The 21,143-nt window shown below is 71.7% G+C and carries 18 protein-coding genes; 8 read left to right on the top strand and 10 right to left on the bottom strand.

What is annotated here, in order from left to right:
• The first annotated feature begins 98 nt into the window (after positions 1–98).
• Positions 99–1,412, top strand: coding sequence for an MFS transporter (locus QJS33_RS26185; RefSeq protein WP_306370744.1), 1,314 nt, complete (start codon positions 99–101; stop codon positions 1,410–1,412).
• A gap of 94 nt (positions 1,413–1,506) precedes the next feature.
• Here QJS33_RS26185 and QJS33_RS26180 read toward each other — a convergent pair whose 3' ends face one another.
• From QJS33_RS26180 to QJS33_RS26155, 6 genes are all read right to left on the bottom strand, one after another.
• Complete coding sequence (locus tag QJS33_RS26180) at positions 1,507–3,168, bottom strand: DEAD/DEAH box helicase (protein WP_372339716.1); 1,662 nt, start codon at positions 3,166–3,168, stop codon at positions 1,507–1,509.
• A gap of 323 nt (positions 3,169–3,491) precedes the next feature.
• Positions 3,492–4,328, bottom strand: coding sequence for an enoyl-CoA hydratase/isomerase family protein (locus QJS33_RS26175; RefSeq protein ID WP_306370742.1), 837 nt, complete (start codon positions 4,326–4,328; stop codon positions 3,492–3,494).
• A gap of 65 nt (positions 4,329–4,393) precedes the next feature.
• Entirely contained in the window at positions 4,394–4,600 is a 207-nt protein-coding gene (locus QJS33_RS26170) for a helix-turn-helix domain-containing protein (protein ID WP_306370741.1), read from the bottom strand.
• Between the two features lie 219 nt (positions 4,601–4,819).
• On the bottom strand, positions 4,820–6,418 hold the full coding sequence (locus tag QJS33_RS26165; RefSeq protein ID WP_306370740.1) for an ABC-F family ATP-binding cassette domain-containing protein: 1,599 nt from the start codon (positions 6,416–6,418) through the stop codon (positions 4,820–4,822).
• A 216-nt stretch (positions 6,419–6,634) separates the two neighbouring features.
• Positions 6,635–8,020 carry an AI-2E family transporter gene (locus tag QJS33_RS26160; RefSeq protein ID WP_306370739.1) on the bottom strand — a complete coding sequence of 462 codons (1,386 nt, stop codon included), beginning with the start codon at positions 8,018–8,020 and terminating at the stop codon, positions 6,635–6,637.
• Between the two features lie 122 nt (positions 8,021–8,142).
• The gene (locus QJS33_RS26155) at positions 8,143–8,550 is read right to left on the bottom strand and encodes a YccF domain-containing protein (protein WP_306370738.1); all 408 of its coding nucleotides are present in this window, start codon (positions 8,548–8,550) and stop codon (positions 8,143–8,145) included.
• A gap of 803 nt (positions 8,551–9,353) precedes the next feature.
• Between QJS33_RS26155 and QJS33_RS26150 the strand changes: the two genes are divergently transcribed.
• Complete coding sequence (locus QJS33_RS26150) at positions 9,354–9,653, top strand: WhiB family transcriptional regulator (protein ID WP_017588640.1); 300 nt, start codon at positions 9,354–9,356, stop codon at positions 9,651–9,653.
• 131 nt (positions 9,654–9,784) lie between these two features.
• Here the strand turns inward: QJS33_RS26150 and QJS33_RS26145 are convergent, their stop codons facing one another.
• Both QJS33_RS26145 and QJS33_RS26140 read right to left on the bottom strand, forming a co-directional pair.
• Complete coding sequence (locus QJS33_RS26145) at positions 9,785–11,092, bottom strand: phosphoribosyltransferase family protein (protein WP_306370737.1); 1,308 nt, start codon at positions 11,090–11,092, stop codon at positions 9,785–9,787.
• Positions 11,093–11,219: 127 nt separating this feature from the next.
• Positions 11,220–11,780, bottom strand: a complete 561-nt coding sequence (locus tag QJS33_RS26140) for a GNAT family N-acetyltransferase (protein WP_306370736.1) — start codon at positions 11,778–11,780, stop codon at positions 11,220–11,222.
• A gap of 319 nt (positions 11,781–12,099) precedes the next feature.
• On the opposite strand from QJS33_RS26140, the gene QJS33_RS26135 reads away from it, so the two are divergent.
• A complete protein-coding gene (locus tag QJS33_RS26135; protein WP_306370735.1) occupies positions 12,100–13,293 on the top strand; it encodes an MFS transporter in 1,194 nt (397 codons plus the stop codon).
• A gap of 108 nt (positions 13,294–13,401) precedes the next feature.
• Entirely contained in the window at positions 13,402–14,193 is a 792-nt protein-coding gene (locus QJS33_RS26130; RefSeq protein WP_306370734.1) for a hypothetical protein, read from the top strand.
• Positions 14,194–14,364: 171 nt separating this feature from the next.
• Here QJS33_RS26130 and QJS33_RS26125 read toward each other — a convergent pair whose 3' ends face one another.
• Positions 14,365–15,807 carry a hypothetical protein gene (locus QJS33_RS26125; RefSeq protein WP_306370733.1) on the bottom strand — a complete coding sequence of 481 codons (1,443 nt, stop codon included), beginning with the start codon at positions 15,805–15,807 and terminating at the stop codon, positions 14,365–14,367.
• A gap of 795 nt (positions 15,808–16,602) precedes the next feature.
• Entirely contained in the window at positions 16,603–17,613 is a 1,011-nt protein-coding gene (locus QJS33_RS26120; protein WP_306370732.1) for a YihY/virulence factor BrkB family protein, read from the bottom strand.
• Positions 17,614–18,073: 460 nt separating this feature from the next.
• Here QJS33_RS26120 and QJS33_RS26115 point away from each other — a divergent pair, with 460 nt between their 5' ends.
• The 4 genes from QJS33_RS26115 to QJS33_RS26100 form a co-directional block, all read left to right on the top strand.
• On the top strand, positions 18,074–19,771 hold the full coding sequence (locus QJS33_RS26115; protein WP_306370731.1) for a nitrite/sulfite reductase: 1,698 nt from the start codon (positions 18,074–18,076) through the stop codon (positions 19,769–19,771).
• 95 nt (positions 19,772–19,866) lie between these two features.
• Positions 19,867–20,061 (top strand): hypothetical protein, encoded by a 195-nt coding sequence (locus QJS33_RS26110; protein WP_306370730.1) that lies wholly within the window; start codon positions 19,867–19,869, stop codon positions 20,059–20,061.
• Between the two features lie 2 nt (positions 20,062–20,063).
• A complete protein-coding gene (locus QJS33_RS26105) occupies positions 20,064–20,765 on the top strand; it encodes a phosphoadenylyl-sulfate reductase (protein ID WP_306370729.1) in 702 nt (233 codons plus the stop codon).
• Positions 20,766–20,784: 19 nt separating this feature from the next.
• The coding region (locus tag QJS33_RS26100) for a CbiX/SirB N-terminal domain-containing protein (RefSeq protein ID WP_306370728.1) at positions 20,785–21,143 on the top strand (359 nt) is incomplete at its 3' end.

The following is a 21,143-nucleotide window of genomic DNA, read 5'->3' as shown; positions in this document are numbered from 1 at the left end:
ATGTGAGCGCCACACGGGGCGATCACCCATATCGGCGCGGCCACATATGGCGCATGTGACCATGGTCACTACCGGTCGACGTCTCTAACGTTCCGGACATGAGCACGACCACCCCAGACCCCGCCGCCGCGAAGCGCACCCCCTTCATGCGCGTGGTGACCGCCAGCCTGATCGGCACCACCATCGAGTGGTACGACTTCTTCCTCTACGGGTCGGCCGCCGCCCTCGTCTTCAACCACGTCTTCTTCCCCGAGTCCGATCCGCTGGTGGGCACCATGCTGGCGTTCACCACCTACGCGGTCGGTTTCATCGCCCGCCCGCTGGGCGGGCTGGTCTTCGGCCACTTCGGCGACCGGATCGGCCGCAAGCAGCTCCTGGTGCTGAGCCTGCTGCTGATGGGCGGCGCGACCTTCGCGATCGGCCTGCTGCCGACCTACGCCGCCGTCGGCGTGGCCGCTCCGCTCCTGCTGACCCTGCTGCGGGTCGTCCAGGGGTTCGCCCTGGGCGGTGAGTGGGGCGGCGCGGTCCTCCTGGTCGCCGAACACGGCAAGCCCGAGCACCGGGGCTTCTGGGCCTCCTGGCCGCAGGCGGGCGCGCCCGGCGGCAACCTGCTGGCCACCGCCGTGCTGGCGGTCCTGGCCGTCACCCTGCCCGACGAGGCCTTCCTGGACTGGGGCTGGCGCATCCCGTTCCTGCTGTCCGGGGTGCTGGTCCTGATCGGCCTGTGGGTGCGCCTGGCGGTGACCGAGTCCCGGGTGTTCCAGGAGGCGCGGGCCCGGGCGGAGGAGTCGGGCGAGCAGGAGCGGGCGCCCATCATCGGGGTGCTGCGCCACCACTGGCGCGAGGCGCTCATCGCGATGGGCGTGCGGATGGCCGAGAACGTCTCCTACTACGTCGTCACGGCGTTCATCCTGGTCTACGCGACGCAGCAGGCGGACATGCCCAACGGCCTGGTGCTGAACGCGGTGCTCATCGCCTCGGCGGTCCACCTGGTGACGATCCCGCTGTGGGGCGCCCTGTCGGACCGGGTGGGGCGCCGCCCGGTGACGGCGCTCGGCGCGGCCGGGGTCGCCCTGTGGGCGTTCGCGTTCTTCCCGCTGATCGACACCGGGGCGTTCTGGGCGGTGACGCTGGCCGCGACGGTGGGCCTGGTGATGCACGGCGCCATGTACGGCCCGCAGGCGGCGTTCTTCTCGGAGTTGTTCAGCACGCGGACGCGCTACTCGGGCGCTTCGGTGGGCTACCAGATGGCGTCGATCGCGGCGGGCGGGGTGGCCCCGCTGATCGCGACGGCCCTGCTGGCCGCGTTCGGGACGAGTCTGCCGATCTCGGTGTACGTGGCGGCGATGGGCGCGCTCACGCTGACGGCGGTGTGGGCGTCCCGGGAGACCCGCGGCCGTTCCCTGGACTGAGCGGCGGCTTGTGTCCGAGAGGAGTCCCTACCCCCGGTAAGGGCCCGGGCCCGGCAGGATCACCTGCCGGGCCCGGGTCGTGTCGGTGCCTCGCTCAGTACTGGCGGGCGGAGTCGAAGCGCTCGCCGCTCCGGCGGTTGCCGCGCGGGCCGCCGCGGGAGTCGTCGCGGTGGCCGCCCCGGCGCTCGCCGCCGCGGTAGCCGCCGCCCTCGCCGCGCGGACGGTCGCCGCCGCGGAAACCGCCCTCGCGGTCACCCCGGTAGCCGCCCTCACGCCGGTCGCCGCCGCGGAAACCGCCCTCGCGGTCACCCCGGAAGCCACCCTCGCGGTCACCCCGGTAGCCGCCCTCACGCCGGTCGCCGCCGCGGAAACCGCCCTCGCGGTCACCCCGGAAGCCACCCTCGCGGTCACCGCGGTAACCGCCCTCACGGCGGTCGCCGCCGCGGAAACCGCCCTCGCGCCGGTCGCCGCGGTAGCCACCGCGGTAACCGCCGCCGCGCGGGCCGCCGCGGCCGCGGCGCTCGCGCACCGGCTCCGGCGGCTCGATCCACGGCTCCCAGGAGGGCTCGCGGGCTCCGGTCACCTCGGTGAGCAGCTCGTCACCGGGGTTCACCAGGTGCTGCTGGGCGTCGACGCCGGCGTCGCTGAGCAGGCGTCGGGCCATGCGGCGCTGGTTGGGCGCCACCAGGGACACCACGGAGCCGGAGGAACCGGCGCGGGCCGTACGGCCGCCGCGGTGCAGGTAGTCCTTGTGCCCGGTGGGCAGGTCGATGTTGACGACCAGGTCGATGCCGTCGACGTGGATGCCGCGCGCGGCGACGTCGGTGGCGACCAGGGCCTGGATGCGGCCCTCACGGAACTTGGCCAGGGTGCGGGTGCGCACGCTCTGGGTCTTGCCGCCGTGCAGGGAGGCGCTGGGGACGCCGGCCTCGGCCAGCTGCTCGCTGATCGTGTCGGCGCGGTACTTGCTGCGCACGAACAGGATGGTGCGGCCCTCGCGCGCGGCGATCTGGGCGATGATCTTGTTCTTGTCCCGGGGCAGCACCTTGAGCAGGTGGTGCTCCATGGTGGTGACCTGGGAGACCGGCGGGTCCACCGAGTGGGTGCGCGGGTCGTTCATGTACTTGCGCACCAGCTTGTCGACGTCGCCGTCGAGCGTGGCGGAGAACAGCAGGGTCTGACCCTCGGGCTTGACCTGGTCGAGCAGCTCGCTGACCTGCGGCATGAAGCCCATGTCGCACATCTGGTCGGCCTCGTCCAGCACCGAGACCTCGACGTCGCCCAGGTCGCAGGCGCCCTGCTCGATGAGGTCGGTGAGGCGGCCGGGGGTGGCGACCAGGACGTCGACGCCGCGGCGCAGCTCGTTGATCTGGCGGGTGTAGGAGCTGCCGCCCACGACGTCGCCGACACGGGCGCCCACGATGCGGGCGTAGGTGCGCAGTGCGTCGCGGACCTGGTGGGCGAGTTCGCGGGTGGGCACGAGGATCAGGGCCCGGGGGCGGTTGGCGGCGGCCCGGCGCTCGGCGGCGCGGACCAGGACCGGCAGGCCGAAGGCCAGGGTCTTGCCCGAGCCGGTGCGGCCGCAGCCGAGGACGTCGAGTCCTTCGAGGGCGTCGGGGATCGTGGCCGCCTGGATCGGGAACGGGGTGGTCACACCGTTCTTGGCCAGCTCTTCGACGATGTCCTGGGGAAGCCCGAGGCTGTCGAAGGCAGGCTCTACGGCAGTGTCCGTCAAGGTGACGTGTACCTTCCTCATCGGTTGGCGGCGTTTCGAGGAAGGCTCCACACGGACGGCCATCGCGGTCCCGGCGAAGAAATCACACAAACGCGCCTGATCACACGCGGATGTGGGCCCCGACGTGAAACATGGGGCTTGGTCTCTTCGGGAAGAGTCGCGCCGAGGTGGTCGGCGTACGAGATCCGCGTCTTGAGCGGTCTCGGCGCGCCCTGATGCGCGCGGCATTGCGAACGACCGCTTGGTGAAGCGTACTAGAGATCGCTCCGATGTGGGGACGGGACGGGCGTTTTTCGCCGGTGATCCGGGTCTCCCCTTCCCGCCCCCGCCATCGGGGCGAAGGGTCAGGACCCGGCGCCCATGGCCTTGGCCAGGGAGGTCAGCCGGTCGACCTGGGCCCGGCGCTCGGCGCGCGCCTGCTCTTCCAGCGTGTTCCCCGCGGCCTGCTGGAGCAGCGCCTTGGTGGCGACGGCCGCCTCGGGGTTGGTCGCCAGCAGGGCGGCGACGACGTCGTCGACGGCGCCGTCGAGCTCCTCGACGGGGACGACCAGCTCGGCCAGGCCCAGCTCCCCGGCCTCGGCGGCCTCGACCCGGCGGGCGGTCAGGCAGATCTCGACGGCGCGGTTGACGCCGACGATGTCGACCAGCGGCTTGGTGCCGGTCAGGTCGGGGACCAGCCCCAGGGCGGGCTCCTTCATCGTGAACTTGGCGTCCTCGGCGAGGATGCGGATGTCACAGGACAGGGCCAGCTGGAACCCGGCGCCGATGGCGTGCCCGCGGACGGCGGCGACGCTGACGATGTCGGGGCGGCGCAGCCACAGGAAACCCGCCTGGAGTTCGGCGATGTGGTCCTCGATGTCGTCGGCGTCGGCGCTGCCGTCGAGGACGCCGGCCACCAGGGAGCGCTCGCCCTCGACCCCTTCGGGCGTGAACATGTCGAGGTCGATCCCGGCGGAGAAGATGTCGCCCTCTCCGGCGATCACGACGATTCGGACATCCTCGGGAAGGGTCTGGCCGATGTGGGCCAGGGTCGTCCAGGTGCGCCCGGTCATCGCGTTGCGGCGCTCGGGGCGGCTGATGGTGATGCGGGCGATGTGCCCGTCCACCTTCAGCTTGAGTCCGGCCCGGGAGAGTTCGTCCTCGGTGGGGGGCTCACCGGCGCCGTTCGGGGCCTGTGCCATGGGGTTCCTTCCGTGGGTGTGCCGTGTCACCCCGAATATTACTCATGGGTAACCCAGGGTCGGGCTCAGGCCTTGCGTGTCGCCCCGCCCCGGCCGCGCAGCTCCACCCCCGCCTCGCCGAGCAGGCGGTGCACGAAACCGTACGAACGCCCGGTGGCCGCCGCCAACTGGCGGATGCTCTCGCCCGCGTCATAGCGGCGCTTGAGCTCGACGGCGAGCTCGGAGCGGTTCTCACCGGCCACCCGGATGCCCTTTCCCAGCGCGTCGTTCACAGGTTCACTCCTCGGAGGGGTCGACGGTCAGGGACCCTCATGATGGGACATCATGATCGCGGACCGCCACATTGAACGCCCGCCACGCCGGACGCACCGAGCGATCCCCCATTTTCGGAACGCCACAAACCCTGGCCGAAAAAAGAGGGGGTGAACCTCCCGGTCCCCCGGGCGTCCACCCCTCGTCCCGGATCACCCGGGCCACTCGCCGGTCGGCGCTCACGCCAGCGCGATGAGGTCCTCGAACTCGGCGTTCCACACGTCCTCGACCCCGTCGGGCAGCAGGATGACCCGCTCGGGCTGGAGCGCGTCCACCGCACCCTCGTCGTGGGTGACCAGCACGATCGCGCCCTTGTAGTTGCGCAGCGCCGCCAGGATCTCCTCGCGGCTGGCCGGGTCCAGGTTGTTGGTCGGCTCGTCCAGCAGCAGCACGTTGGCGCTGGAGACCACCAGCGTGGCCAGCGCGAGCCGGGTCTTCTCCCCGCCGGAGAGCACCCCGGCGGGCTTGTCCACGTCGTCCCCGGTGAACAGGAACGAGCCCAGGGTGCGCCGTGCCTCGACCTCCGGCAGGTCCGGGGCGGCGCTCATCATGTTCTCCAGGACGCTGCGGTCGACGTCCAGGGTCTCGTGCTCCTGTGCGTAGTAGCCCAGTTTGAGCCCGTGCCCGTGGACCACCTGCCCGAAGTCGGGCTGTTCGATCCCGCCCAACAGGCGCAGCAGGGTCGTCTTGCCCGCGCCGTTGAGGCCCAGGATGACGACCCGGCTGCCCCGGTCGATGGCCAGGTCCACACCGGTGAAGATCTCCAGCGACCCGTAGGACTTGGACAGCCCCTCCGCCATCAGCGGGGTGCGCCCGCTCGGCGCCGGGTCGGGGAAGCGCAGCTTGGCGACGCGGTCGGCCTGGCGCACCCCCGCCACACCGCCCATGATGCGGTCGGCGCGGTTGAGCATCTGCTGGGCGGCGCGCGCCTTGGTCGCCTTGGACCGGAACCTGTCGGCCTGCTTGCGCAGGGTGTCGGCCTGCTTCTCGGCGTTGGCCAGTTCCCGCTTGCGACGGCGCTCGTCGGCCTCGCGCTGGGCCAGGTACTGCTTCCAGCCCATGTTGTAGATGTCGATGACGCTGCGGTTGGCGTCCAGGTAGAAGACCTTGTTCACCACCTGGTCGACCAGTTCCACGTCGTGGCTGATCACGATGAGTCCGCCCTGGTGGGACTTGAGGAAGTCGCGCAGCCAGACGATGGAGTCGGCGTCCAGGTGGTTGGTGGGCTCGTCCAGCAGCAGGGTGTCGGCCCCGCTGAACAGGATGCGCGCCAGCTCGATGCGGCGGCGCTGGCCGCCGGACAGGGTGCGCAGCGGCTGGCCCAGCACCTTGTCGGGCAGGCCCAGGCTGGAGGAGATGGCGGCGGCCTCGGACTCGGCGGCGTAGCCGCCCAGCACGTGGAGCCGCTCCTCCCAGCGCGCATAGGCGCGCACACCCTTGTTGCGGGTCTTGGTGTCGGTGCTGGCCATCTTCTTCTCGGCCTCGCGCAGCCCGCGCAGGGCCTCGTCGATGCCGCGGGCCGACAGGATGCGGTCGCGGGCCAGCACTTCGAGGTCGCCGGTGCGCGGATCCTGGGGCAGGTAGCCGATGCTCCCGGAGGAGGTGACCGTGCCGCCGGTGGGCAGGCCCTCGCCCGCCAGCACCTTGGTCATCGTGGTCTTGCCCGCGCCGTTGCGCCCCACCAGCCCGATGCGGTCACCGGCGGCGACGCGGAAGGTGGTCGGCTCCAACAGGAGGCGAGGACCGACGCGCAGTTCGAGGTCGGTGGCGATCAGCATGATGGGGCTTCCTACGAGGTGGAGACGGTTCGGGCGGCCGTGCGCGCCGGTCCGGCGGCGATGCGGGCGGACGGGGGGGCGGTGGCGCGGGGCCGACCGATCCAGCCTAACGGCAGCGCTCGGGGGCGCCGCCAAGGGTTTTCCCCCGGGTCGGACGACGGCGTCCCCGTCCTGTCGAACAGGAACGGGGACGCCGGACATTCCCGGGGGACGGGGTCAGCCGTCGGAGGGCGGGTCCTCCGGACGGTCCTCCTTCTTGTCCCCCCTGCCGGGCTTGGCCGCGGTCTTGGCGGCGGACTCCCCCGGGGAGGGCGTCGTGGCCATGACCGCCTGCTTCTTCCTGGCCTTCTCCGCCGGTGCGGAGCCGGGGTCGTCGGGCTCGGCCTCCTCCTGCTCCTCCGGCGCGGCCGGCGGCCGGTCGCGCAGCAGGGCGGCGAGCACCGCGGCCACCGGGGTGGCCAGGAACATGCCGGGGATGTTCCCCAGGACGGCGCCGATGGAGATCGCGATGAGCACGATCGGCGAGGGCAGTTCCAGCGCCTGCCCGTAGATGCGCGGTGCGAAGACGTTGCTCTCCAACTGCTGGATGAGGATCACCCAGCCGAGCACGACCAGGGCCATGACCCAGTCCACGGTCACGAACGTCACCAGGACGGCGATCAGGCCGCTGAGGAACGCACCGATGATCGGCAGGAACGCGCCGATGAAGGTGAGCACGATCAGCGGGACCGCCAGGCTGGGGTCGAGGATGAACACCAGGAGGAGGCCGATGCCGATGGCGTCGATGGCGCCGACCGCCGCCACACCGCGCACGTAGTTGCCCATCACCTTGTAGGCGACGTGGCCGGCGTGGTGCAGACCGGCGCGCGACCCCGGCGGGAGCAGGGTGAGCAGCCAGTCCATGAGCAGGTCGCCGGAGTGCACGAAGTACACGGTCAGCGCGATGATCAGGACGATGCCGACCAGGATCGAGACGACCGCGGCACCCGCGGTCCACGCGCCGCTGATGAGCTGGCTGCTGTTCTCCTCGATCATGGTGGTGATCTGCCTGGTGGCGTCGGCGATCATGTCGTCGAGCTCGAACATCTCCGGGCTCAGCCCGAACGGCAGCTGGAGGTTCTGGATCTCCTCCAGGCCCTCGGTGACGCTGGAGACCAGGGCGTCCGAGCCCTGGACCGCCGGCATGATGATCATCGTCAGGACGCCGCCGAAGACGATGAGCGCCACCACCATGGAGATCGTGGTGGAGAGCCCCCGGCCCAGCCCCTTGCGGCGCAGCCAGTTGGCCAGCGGCATCAGCAGCGCGGTGATGAAGACCGCCAGGATCAGCGGCAGGGTGACCACCGACAGGTACACCAACGCGTAGATCAGCAGGCCGGCGACGAATCCGATGAGCAGCATCCGCCAGGCGACGTCGCTGACCCTGCGCAGCAGATCGGGCGGGGCGGCGACCTCGGCCTGCGCCGCCTCCTCGGCCCGGCGCCGGGCCTCGGCGATCTCGTGCTCCTCGGCCTCCAGCCTGGCGCGGCGCTCCTCGTTGGCCCTGCGCGCGGCGAGCCACTTGTTCAGGAGCGCCCAGACTCCCGGCCGTTGGGCTTGCACATCGACTCCATTCTTCACTGCTGCGGATGCCCCCGTCCGCTGTGGAGGGGTGCACGGGGGTTCTGTTGATGGTGACGTGTCCGGGGGACGAGGGGTTCGCACCCGTCGGCGTGAGAACGGTGTCAGAGCTGCCAGGGTTCCCGGGGGCGGCCGCTCTCGACGACCTCGTTGCCGAAGGGTGCCAGCGCGACCGGGATCATCTTGAGCGACGCCCAGGCCATGGGGATGCCGATGACGGTGATCGCCAGGCCGATCGCGGTGGCGATGTGCCCCAGGGTGAGCCACCAGCCGGCGACGATCAACCAGATGACGTTGAGGACGGTGCTGCCCGCGCCCGCACCGGGCTTGCGCACGAGTTCGCGACCGAAGGGCCACAGGGCGTACCCGGCCATCCGGAAGGAGGCGACGCCGAAGGGGATCGTCACGATGAGGACGAAGCAGATGATCCCGGCGAAGGCGTAGCCCAGCGCGAGCCAGAAGCCCGCGACGAAGAGCCAGATGACGTTGAGGATGAACCGCAGGAGGGCCACGGCGACTCGAAACTCCTTGGTGGTGGTGCGGGAAGGCGTCCCGGTGCCGGGAGCGTCCTTCGTTTTCTATCGCTTGAGACGCCCGGACACCACGACCCGTTCCGCCTGCGCGCCCCTGGTCCTTCCCCTAAGGGTCCGTCCGTCGACCGCCGCCGCACGCCCCTCGCCCACCGCCGGCCGTCGTCACCCGCCACCGCCCGCCGCCCTCAGCGGGTGGCCCGCGGCCGCCGACCGTCCGCTCACGGACGGCCCGACGGGCGGTGCCCGCCGGTCGTCACCCCGTCGGCGGCGACTGAGGGTGAGGACATACGGCCGCACCCAATCTCGGTGACGTGTCGTGTCCGCAATGTGATCGGCGCATCAGGGGGAGCCCCTAGGCAGGAGCGACATCGCCCCATACGATGTGCTGTGTCCTTCGCAAGGCACTCGTTCTTGCGATAAGTGACGAACTCGGGCAAACGACCGGAGACCCGCCCCTAGGCATCGGTTTTCGGTAACGGTTGGGCGAGTAATTTCCCCACCCCCCGTGCACGATCGGGAGTGGGGATGGCATGATTACGTACCGGCTCGGACGGATGGCCGTCACCGCCTCCGAGAGCCGTTCGCGTGAGAACACACCCGCAGTCGGCGATCACCGCCGCATGGTTCGCGTGCTTCTCGTGGTCTCAGCCACACCGGGGAACATCGCCTGCACCGTTCGGCGTTTGCGTCGTGCGGGGTCGCTCACGCCGCATGACCGACTTTTAGGTGACTGAAGCTTTTTCCGACAGCTTACTAGTGATTTCAGTAGAGGTGGTTCAAGCATGTCTCAGGTACGTCGGCAGGCCGCGCTGCGCCCCCGCCCGAGCTGGGGGTGGCAGGATGCCGCCGCGTGCCGGGGCGAGGACCTTGTGCTCTTCTTCGGCCCGGATGGCGAGCGCCAGCCGGAGCGGGAGATCCGCGAGCGCAAGGCCAAGGAGATCTGTGCGGCCTGCCCGGTTCGAACCGACTGCCTGGACTATGCGATCTCGCGTCCGGAGAAGTACGGCACCTGGGGCGGCCTGAACGAGGACGAGCGCGCCTCTGAGCGTCGTCGTCGTATGCGTCGCGCCAACGCCGCCTGATTCCTCGGGCAATCGCGCACCCGCGATCCGGTCGATCTTCCTCCTCGGCGGCCCCGGCCCCGTGCGAAACCCGCGTCACCCCGACACACAGTCGGTGGTGGCGCGGGTTCTTCGTTCTCGGATCCGGGCCCTCAATCCCCGCGGCGCGGAAGATACCGGTCGAACCAGTCCTGGGTCTCCACCGCCACCTGCCGCCATTCCTGGGCGCCCCGGAGCAGTTGCTCGGCGCCCGACATCACCTTGAGGTCGGTGGGCCCGCCCATCCGGCCCCGGGCCCACTCCCCCAGTTCGCGCACGAACGAGTCGCGGCTCTCCAGCAGCACCAGGACCGGTGCCCGCACGTCGGGCAGGGTGGGTTCGGCGAGGTCGATCCGGCCGCCGTGCACCACCACCGCGGCCACGTCGCCCGGCCGCTGCGCGGCCGTCACCAGCGCGGCCGGGGCCGCCGCCCCCGAACCCAGCACCCCCACCGGCTCACTGGCGGCGTCGGTGGCGCGGCGCAGCCAGGTGACGGCCGCGCTCAGCCGCTCGCCCAGCACCTCCGTCGCGGCACCGCCGCCCACCGAGGAACGCTCCTCCCCCACCAGCAGGTCGAGCATGAGCGTCGCGTACCCCGCCCGCTGGAGCACCGAGGCGATCGCCCGCCAGCGCGGATCGCCGCGCGCCTCCCCGAACGACAGCACCACCGCGCCGCGCAGGACCGCCGGGAGGGTGAGGTCGCCGTCCAGGTAGACGTCGCCCGCGCGCACCCGCACGCCCCGGGCCGTGCCCGGCCGGCTGTGGCTGCGCCCCACCTCCGACATGATGGCGGTGACGTGGCCGTCGGAGAGCTGGTCGAAGTCGCGGTACCACTCCCCCACCGCGCGGAAGTTGTCCGGGACACCGAGCACCACAACGGCGTCGGCCTCCTCCTTGAGCATCGCGATCGCCTCCCTGGAGGCGACCGGGACGGCCAGCACCAGCTGGGCCGGGCCGGCCTGGCGCACCATGCGCAGGGCGGCGCGGGCGGTGCCGCCGGTGGCCACCCCGTCGTCGACGACCACGCAGTCGCGCCCGGCGATGTTCGGGGGCGGGCGGTCCCCCCGGTAGACCCGGCGGCGCCGGTCGAGTTCGGCGCGTTCGGCGTCGACCGTCCCGGCCAGGGCCTGGCGGGGCACCCGCATCCGGGCCAGCGCCTGGTCGTCGAAGAGGACGCGCCCGTCCTCGGCGATCGCACCGACCCCCAGTTCCGGGCGGCCCGGCAGACCGATCTTGCGGACGACCAGAACGTCGAAATCGGCGTCGAGGCGGCGGGCCAGCTCCGCGCCGACCGGGACACCGCCCCGGGGCAGGGCCAGGACCAGGGGGTCCGAGACAGCGTACGGTCGGACCCGCTCCGCCAGGCGGCGGCCCGCCTCGGAGCGGTCGGTGAACGGCAGGGAAACGGGTACCGGATTCATGTGCCTCACCGGCGCCGGGCTCGGGCGCCGCTCCTCTCGCCGTGTCGAAGGAGCCGATGAAAAGTGGTACCGGACATACCCCGGGAGCCGGAGGTTGCAACCCCGGCCACGGTCAAAACCCACCGGGTCAGGAGCTGCGGAACCCGTTCCTGAGCACCGCCATGAGCAGGGCGTCGTGGCGGCGCCCCTCCCACAGCAGCGAGTCGCGCAGCCGTCCCTCGACGGAGAAGCCGCAGGAGCGGTACACGGCGATGGCACGCATGTTGAAGGTGTAGACGTACAGCCACACCCGGTGCAGGCCCACGTGTTCGAAGGCGTACTCCAGCACCATCCGGGTGGCCTCCCGGCCCAGGCCCTGCCCGGTGAACTCCAGCGCGGACAGGGCGATGCGGTACCCGGCGCTCTCGTTCTCCGGGGCCACCGAGTACAGCGACAGCTCGCCGAGGTAGCGGCCGTCGTGCGGGGCGGTGATGGCCAGGTCCAGCCGGTCCGGGCACCGCAGGCGGCCGCGGCACCACTCCCTGGCCTCTTCGTAGGTGAGGTGGTGGTGGGTCCCGGTGAGTCTGCGGATCTCCTCGTCGAGTCCCGCCGCGAAGTAGGCGTCCGTGTGCTCCGGGCCCAACGGCACCAGGCGCACGTGCTTTCCGGTGAGTGTGGGCTTGTCTCGCAGCGCGCTCGTGTTGATCATGGGCTCTTCCGGTTCCGCCCGGGCACCGCGGGGACGGCGGCCGGGGTGAGGGAGTCGGCGTCGGGGGCCCGTGCCCTTGCGCGTGAGCGGGTCGCTGGGGGCGGGGACCGGAGGGGTGGCGACCGGGTGCGGTCGTGGGCGGTCGTCGGTGGTCGTCGGAGTGCTCTGCCGGTTACGGAGCAGAGTCCTATGTAAATCGGGACGAGGGCGGATGGCAAGTCCGCCGGGCGGGCGATCACGGGGCCGGAAATCGCGTGGCCGCACCCGGAACGGGGCCGATAGCATCCGCAGGCATCGAACGGCCACCCGTGGGAGTCGCATGAACAGCCCGAGGACCACCGCTCCGCCCCGGCAGGCCCGCCGGGCCCGGGCCGCGGTCTCCACCCTCTTCTTCGTCAACGGTTTCACGTACACCAACGCGGTCCCCTGGCTCCCGGCGATCAAGGCGGGGCTGGGGCTGGGCAACGCCGAGCTGGGGCTGGCGATCGCGGCGATGCCGACCGGGGCGATCCTGACCGGGATGCTCGCCGGGCCGCTGATCCACCGGTTCGGCAGCGGGCCCACCGCGGTGGGGACCAGCCTGTTGTCACTGGGAGCGCTTCCGCTCATCGCGCTGGCGCAGAACTGGTGGGCGCTGGCGGGGGCCCTGTTCGTCATGGGCTGCGCCGACGCCTGGACGGACTCGGCGCAGAACTCGCACGGGCTGCGGGTGCAGCGCCGGTACGGGCGGACCATCATCAACACCTTCCACGCGGTGTGGAGCCTGGCCGCGGTCTCCGGCGGCCTGCTCGGCGCGGTCATGGCGGGCGCCGGGGTGCCGATCCTGTGGCACCTGGGCGGCACGGCGCTGGTGCTGGTGGCGGTGAACCTGACGGTGAGCCGGATGCTGCTGCCCGGCCCCGAGGACAGCGAACGCGCCGACGGCGCCGGGGAGCCGGACGGGCGGCGTCCGCGTATGCCCGGGCGTGCGGTGCTGCTGCTCGTGGCGCTGGGCGTGCTGCTGATGCTGGCCGGGGGCATCGAGGACGCCGCGGCATCCTGGGGCGCGGTGTACATGGCCGACGAACTGGACGCCTCGCTGTTCCTGGCGGCGATGCCGTTCGTGGCCTGCCAGGCGATGATGGTGGTGGGCCGGCTGCTGGGCGACCGGGTCACCGACCGGTTCGGTGCCGCGACCGTGGGCCGGGCCTGCGGCCTGTTGGCGGCGGGCGGGGTGGCGCTGGCGCTGGCGCTGCCGCACCAGGCGACGACGATCATCGGGTTCGGGGTGATGGGCCTGGGCGTGTCCACACTGTTCCCGCTCACCCTGGCGGCCGCCGGGAACGTGCCCGGGGTGCGCACCGGAGACGGGGTGACCGTCGTCGGGTGGCTGGGCCGTGCGGGCTTCCTGGCGTTCCCGCCGGTGGTGGGCCTGATCGCGGACGCGACGGCGCTGGGGACCGCGCTGTGGGCGATCGCGGCGGCCGGGGTGTGCGCGTTCCTGCTCGCCCCGGTGCTGCGCCCGCGCGCCTGAGCGGGGCGCGGGAACGATGCGGGCCCCCGGACGCCGAAGCGTCCGGGGGCCCGTGCACGTGGTCCGCGCCCTCAGAGGGCGACGGCCGACGGAATGTGCCGCTCCGCCGTGTTACCGCACCACTACCGCGGAGGGACGACGCGCGCCCGCCCAGAGGGCGATGGCGCCGATCCCCGTGACGATGGCACCGCCGAGGACGAAGCCCTCCATGTCGACACCGGTGGTCGGCAGGGTGGGGGTGGGGCCGTCGGAACCGGTGGTGCCGGCGGTCACCGGGGAGGTGCTGCCAGGGGTGCTGGTACCGGGAGCCTGGCTCTCGTCACCGGGGTCGCCGCCGGTACCGCCGTCGCCGCCGCCGGTGTTCCCACCGCCGTCGCCGCCACCGTCACCGCCGCCGGTGTCTCCACCGCCGTCGCCGCCACCGTCACCGCCGCCGGTGTCTCCACCGCCGTCGCCATCACCGTCACCGCCGCCGGTGTCTCCACCGCCGTCGCCATCACCGTCACCGCCGCCGGTGTCTCCACCGCCGTCGCCATCACCGTCACCGCCGCCGGTGTCTCCACCGCCGTCGCCATCACCATCGCCGCCGCCGGTGTCTCCACCGCCGTCGCCATCACCATCGCCGCCGCCGGTGTCTCCACCGCCGTCGCCATCACCATCGCCGCCGCCGGTGTCTCCACCGCCGTCGCCACCGGTGTCGTCTCCCGGATCCTCACCCGTGTCGCCACCACCGTCACCGCCGCCGGTGTCTCCACCGCCGTCGCCACCGGTGTCGTCTCCCGGATCCTCACCCGTGTCGCCACCAGTGTCGCCACCAGTGTCGTCAGAGTTCGATGCTTCGGGGGCGTTCTCAGCCTCGAAGAGAGGCTTGACGACCGAGTCCTGAGGAAGGCTCTGTGATTCGGTGGTCTCCTCGACCGTGCCGGAGCCGGCTTCGGGGGTGGTCGTGTCCGTGGTCTCGGCGTACGCCGGGCCAACGGAGAACCCGGCCATGAAGAGACCGGCCGCAGTCACGGTCAGTGCCCGCTTCTTGGGGGACATCCCACTCCTTTCTTCTTTTATCGGGGGTTGCTACTGAGAGGGGATGGCATAGAGGTGGTCCTCGTGGACCACGATGGCGTCGCCGCCGAGCAGACCGACCGGCTGGGCCGCCGCCGGGTCCACCTCGCGGACCTCACCGGCGGCGTCCACCGCCGCCGGGGCCCCGTCGAGCTGGCCGAACACGGTGGCACCCACCGCCATCTGCGGTTCGAACCCGGGGACGACCGCGGCGTCACCGCTCTCGGGGTCCATCACGACCGGGCCGTAGGAGACGACCTCGGTACCGATGGGACCCGAGCGGTGCCGCACGCCCTCCAGGTCGGCCGGGTCGATCTCGGCCGCACCGATGACGGAGCCGTCGCGGCTGTCGTGGAAGGCCAGCACGGCCCCCTCGCCGCGCAGCGGCTCCCAGCGGATGATCACGTACTCGCGCAGCGCCGTGACCACGGCTCCCATGTCGCCGGCGTTCTCCGGACGCCGCGCGGTGACCTCGGCGGTCTCACCCTCGGTGTCGACCCAGGTCCAGGGGCCGTTGCGGATCGCCGTCAACACCTCGGTGTCCTCGGCCAGCATCGGCGCCGCCCCGCCGGGGACCTCGACCGGCTCCAGCTCGCCGCCGGTCGGGACGAAGGCGTCATCGTCGCTGCGGACCAGCGCGGAGGAGCCCACGTACTGGGTGGAGGCGTCCTCCGGCAGAGTGATGCTGGTGTGGTCCCCGCCGGCGACCGGCCAGAACCACAGTGTCCCGGTGGTCTCCATGGCCACCGCCCGCTCGCCGTCGTAGTCGACGAACCGGGGCGGGCCCAGGAACTCGGTGGAGGCGTCCGGGAGGGTGACCGACCACAGACGCTCGCCTGCGGCGTCGAACAGGGTGAGCCGCTCATCAGGGCTCATGAAGGCCATGAGCTCACCGTCGCGGGAGACACCGGGCTGGCTGCCCGGGGCGAGCGCCTCGGAGAACTCCACGGTGTCCGCGTAACCGGGTGGGGCCGGGTGGTCCAGGGCCTGTGCCTCGGTCGTGGTGGTCTGCGCGGCGGGTTCGTCGCCCGGGATCAGGTTCCAGGCGGCGACACCGGCACCGCCCAGGAGGGCCACGGCGAGCACCGCCGCGCCCGCGATGACCAGGACCCGCCTGCCGCGTCCGGGCCGCTCGGCGGGCACCGGGGGGCGGACCGCGGCGGGAACGGGCCCGGCCACCGGCGGGAGCCGGTCGGCGGCCTGCACGACGCCGTCGGGGGTGGCGACCAGGTTCCAGTATCCGTTGCTGTCACGGGCGTCGATGAGCACCGGCTGGCCGATCCTGGCGGCGTAGCCGGTCGCGACGTCCAGCGCCGCGCGTCGGGTCTCCTTGGGAACGCTGCCGGTGACGACCTGACGCTGTCCCTCGATGACGATCTCGGCACTGCGCTCGTCGGGGGCGATGGCGATGACGGCGGTGGGCCGGGGATGCCCCGGACGGGACGCCCGGCTCATGGTGCCTCCGAAGGCATGGGAAGGGTGGACCTGTTCGTGTGCGGGTGACGGGGAACGTCGATCGGGGACGACGGCGGGACCGGGCCCGGGAGGTCACCGAGCGCCGGTGACGACGTACACAAAGTCAATGCTGAACGCGATGATACTGATCGTGACGGACCCGGCCCAACCGGGTACGGGCGACCGGTATCGGACACGGCGCGCTGTGCGGTCAACGGTGTTACCGCTCTCCCTCCCCTGACCTGGCATGTCCTCGGAACACCGGGAGGGCCGACCGACCGGCCTCCCGGGATCCCGTTCATGTGGACACGCGAATGTGTCGATGAGTTCACACCGTAACTGGCCGAATCCGGCCACCCGCCCCCCATGGTTCACGTCGGACCCGTATCCCCCACGGGCCCCGCCGCGTATGGGGCCAGGCGGTGCACGTACCCGGGTACTCCCAGGGAGCGGCCCGGTTTCGACCGTGAAGTGCACGATACCGCCCGGTGCGACCGAAAATGTGCACGGTGGGGAACCGTCCACCTACACGCGGGCGATGTGCCCGCCGGGCGGCGGCCCGACGACGAGGGCGCCGCCGGAGCGCGGCGGACCGGCGGACCGCCGTCGGTCCCCAGGCCGTGGGCGAAGGAAGAGTGGAAGACCACCGGAACCCGCCCCGGAGGCATCCGCGCGGGGTCGCACGGTCGGGTGCCACCTTCCGGATCGGGGCGCGGCCCGCCCACCGGAGGCACCACGAAGATACCGACGTGTCGTCGCATTCGGGTGTACGGCGTACACGGTGACCGGTTCCGGTCAGCGGTCGTTGTTCTCGATGATGGTGTCGATGACCGCCTGCTCGCGGCGGCGGACCAGGCGGTCGGCGCGCTCGTAGCGGCGGTTGGCGATCTCGGCGCGGGCCGCGGCGGTGCGCACCGTCGGCCACATGGCGTCGATCTCGGCGTTGAACGAGGACCCCACCAGCACCGCGATCGCCATCACGAACAGCCAGGCCAGGATCGCGATCGGCGCGGCCAGCGAACCGTAGAGGTTCACCTGCCCCAGCGAGGCGTCCAGGTAGACGCGCAGCCCGATGGAACCGGCGATGAGGACCGTCGTCGCCAGCAGCGCCCCCGGCAGGTGCCGCCACAGCGGGGTGCGCACCGGGATGCTCAGGGCGTACAGCAGCGTGACGGCGGCCGTGGCCAGTACCGCGACGGTCGGCCAGTACAGCAGGTTGAGCCGCCCCACCGTGATCGGCAGCAGCTTGTGGATCAGGTCGGGGCCGGCCACCAGGATCGGCAGTACCAGCAGGGCGAACGCCAGCCCGCCCAGGTAGGCCACGAAGGCGAGCGCCCGCTGGGCGGGCCAGCCGCGCAGCTCCTCCAAGCCGTAGGAGATGGTGATGGAGCGGATGAACACGTTCATCGCCCGCGACCCCGACCACAGCGACACCAGGAAGGTCACCGACAGCACCCCGCCCTGGACGCCCTGGAGGAGGTCGTCCACCAACGGCGCCACCATGGTGTCGACCGTGTCGGGGGTGAGGATCTGGGCGGTGCTGTCCAGGATGAGCTCGCGGATCTCCTCCACCGTGCTCTCCCCCAGCACCGCTGCCAGCGGCACCAGTGCGCCCAGCAACCCCAGCAGCAGCGCGGGCAGCGAGATCAGGGTGAAGAAGGCGGATTCGGCGGCCAGGCCGATGACCCGGTCACGCGAGAAGGCGCGGACGGTGCGCAGCACGAGCAGCAGACCGCCGCGCAGCACGGGGCGGCGCCTCAGCCAGGCGTCGGTGATCCGCCACAGCCCCTCCCAGAAACCCACCACGGGGAGAACGTTAGCGCTACGGGAACGACCCCCAGGACCGCGGAACGTTCGGCGGGTGGCCCGCGGCGCGGTGCCGGACGGTGCGGTGCCGGGCGACACCGCGCCGCGCCGAGTGACGTGACTCACTCCGCGGCCCTGCGGCCTCTCCTGGACAAAGCCCGCGCGCACATGACATTCTCATTGCATGATCGCTGCCCTGGACCCCATGCTCTGCGTGCGTCGCCACGTGGACTACCTTCGGGTCCGCAGTGCCATCTGTTGCAGCGTCGGTTAATCTCGCCGCCTTTTTGACGCACCCCAGGGGTGCGCGCGGCACCGGCGCTCTCCCCTCTTTCTTCGCATCCCACACACGCGGATTCCCACCCGTGGCACCTGCACGACGACGTGCGGTGCCGACGGGTGACAGCGGTGCGGGCGCCGGGGTCGCACGGACCCCGTGACCCCATCGGAGACACCCGCGATGCCTCCCTCTTCCGCGCAGAACGGTCGGACGACGACGGCGGCCAAGCCGCGTCGCCGCCGCGGCGAGGGCCAATGGGCCCTCGGCTACCGCGAGCCGCTGAACAAGAACGAGGAGAACAAGAAGAACGACGACGGACTCCACGTCCGCGATCGGATCATCAACATCTACTCCAAGCGGGGTTTCGACTCGATCGACCCCGCCGATCTGCGCGGCCGTTTCCGGTGGTTCGGCCTGTACACCCAGCGCGCCCCCGGCATCGACGGCGGCAAGACCGCGATCCTGGAGCCGGAGGAGCTGGACGACCGCTACTTCATGCTGCGGGTGCGCATCGACGGCGGCCAGCTGTCGGTGGCCCAGCTGCGCGCCGTCGCGGGGATCTCCCGCGACTTCGGCCGCGACACCGCCGACATCACCGACCGGCAGAACGTCCAGTACCACTGGATCCGGGTCGAGGACGTGCCGGAGATCTGGGACCGGCTGGAGTCGGTGGGCCTGTCCACCACCGAGGCCTGCGGTGACACCCCCCGTGTCATCCTGGGCTGTCCGCTGGCCGGGGTGGCCGAGGACGAGGTGCTGGACGCCACCCCCGAGGTCTTCCAGGTCTACGAGGACCACATCGGCAGCCCGCTGTACTCCAACCTGCCGCGCAAGTTCAAGTCGTCCATCTCGGGCTGCTCGGTGTACTGCACCAACCACGAGATCAACGACATCGCTTTCGTGGGCGTGCGCAACGAGGCCGGCGAGGCGGGCTACGACCTGTTCGTCGGCGGCGGGCTGTCCACCAACCCGATGTTCGCCCAGCGGCTGGGCACGTTCGTGCGCCCGGACCGGGTGAGCGAGGTGTGGGCGGGGGTCTGCGCGATCTTCCGCGACTACGGGTACCGGCGGCTGCGCACCCGCGCCCGCATCAAGTTCCTCATCAAGGACTGGGGCGCGGAGAAGTTCCGCCAGGTGCTGGAGGAGAAGTACCTGGGGTACGCGCTGCCCGACGGCCCGGCCCCGGTGCTGGACCAGGGCCTGCGCCGCGACCACGTGGGCGTGCACCGCCAGCGCGACGGAAGGTTCTACGTGGGGTTCGCGCCCAAGGTGGGCCGGGTCTCGGGCACCTCCCTGGACCGGATCGCCGACATCGCGGAGGCGCACGGCTCCGACCGCATCCGCACGACCGCCGACCAGAAGCTCGTCATCCTCGACATCGAGGAGGACCGGGTCGAGTCGATCACCGCGGCCCTGGAGGCCGAGGACTTCCAGGTGCGGCCCAGCACGTTCCGCCGTCAGACGATGGCCTGCACCGGCATCGAGTTCTGCAAGCTGGCGATCGTGGAGACCAAGGGCCGGGCGGCGACCCTCATCGACGAACTGGAGAAGCGGCTGCCCGACTTCACCGAGCCGCTGACCATCAACGTCAACGGGTGCCCGAACTCGTGCGCGCGCATCCAGGTGGCCGACATCGGCCTCAAGGGCCAGCTGGTGATGAACGACCGCGGCGAGCAGGTGGAGGGCTACCAGATCCACCTGGGCGGCGGTATGGGCCTGGACGCGGCCTTCGGCAAGAAGGTCCGCGGGCTCAAGTCCACCGCCGACGAGCTGCCCGACTACGTCGAGCGGGTGCTGCGCCGGTTCCAGGACCAGAGGAAGGACGGGGAGTCGTTCGCGGCCTGGGTGGGCCGGGCCGCCGACGACGACCTCAAGTAGTCCGGGCTCGAACAGCCCCGGGCGGGCCGGGCGTGTACGTGTCCGGCCCGCCCCACACCACCATCCGCGACATCCCCGATTCGAGGAGGTGCGCCGTGTCCGAGAGGGCCGCACCCTACTACTGCCCCTACTGCGGGGACGAGGACCTGGTGCCCGAGGAGGGCGCCCCCGTCAAGGGCGAGGGCTACCCGTGGGCCTGCCTGTCCTGCGCCCGGGTGTTCCGCGTCAAGTACATGGGCCTGCGGTCCGCCTCGCTGGGCGGCGCACCTGCCAGACCGACGGAAGGGTAGGAATGAACGCCACCATCACCCCCGTGGGCGGTCCCGAGCTCGCCGAGCGCGCATCGCGCGAGCTGGAGGAGGCCACCGCCCAGGAGATCATCGCGTGGGCCGCCGAGACGTTCGGCGACGGCCTGTGCATGACCTCGTCCATGGCCGACGCCCTCATGGTCGACCTGGCGTCCAAAGCGGTCCCCGGCATCGACGTGATCTTCTTGGACACCGGTTACCACTTCCCCGAGACCATCGGCACCCGTGACGCCGTGGCCTCGATCTACGACATCACCCTGGTCAACGTCGAGCCGACCCGGACCGTGGCCGAGCAGGACCTGGCGCTGGGCCCGCGGCTGCACGGGCGCGACCCGGGCATCTGCTGCCACCTGCGCAAGGTGGAGCCGCTGAAGAGGGCGTTGGAGCCCTACAGCGCGTGGCTGACCGGGCTGCGCCGGGCCGACTCGGTGACCCGGCGCGACACCCCGATCGTGCAGTGGGACCGGCGCAAGCTGATGACCAAGGTCAACCCGATCGCCCGGTGGACCCAGGAGGAGGTGGACGCCTACATCGAGGAGAACGGGGTGATCATCAACCCGCTCCAGTACGACGGGTACCCCTCCATCGGCTGCGAGCCGTGCACTCGCAGGGTGGCGCCGGGCGAGGACCCGCGCAGCGGCCGGTGGGCGGGCAGTGGCAAGACCGAGTGCGGGATCCACCTGTGATCCCGGGAAGGCGGCGGGGATGAGCGAGACGCGGCGCCGGGCACCGGGGCGGCGCCCGGCGGGGTCGGGTGTGCCACTGCTGGCGGTGGCGCACGGCAGCCGCGACCCGCGGTCGGCGGCGGCCGTGGAGGCGCTGTTCGCGCGGGTGCGGGCGCTGCGGCCGGGGGCCGACGTGCGGGTGTCCTACCTGGACCACACGGCGCCGTCGGCACAGGACGCCCTCGCGGCGCTGGCCGCCGAGGGGGCGGGCGAGGTCGTGGTGCTGCCCGCGCTGCTGACGGCGGCCTACCACAGCAAGGTGGATCTGCCGAAGGTACTGGAGCGGGCGCGCGCGGCCGAGCCGTGGGTGCGGGTGCGCTACGCCGATACCCTGGGCCC

It is taken from the genome of Nocardiopsis sp. CC223A (assembly GCF_030766825.1).
GTDB lineage: Bacteria > Actinomycetota > Actinomycetes > Streptosporangiales > Streptosporangiaceae > Nocardiopsis.
This window is presented reverse-complemented; position numbering and strand designations above follow the sequence as displayed.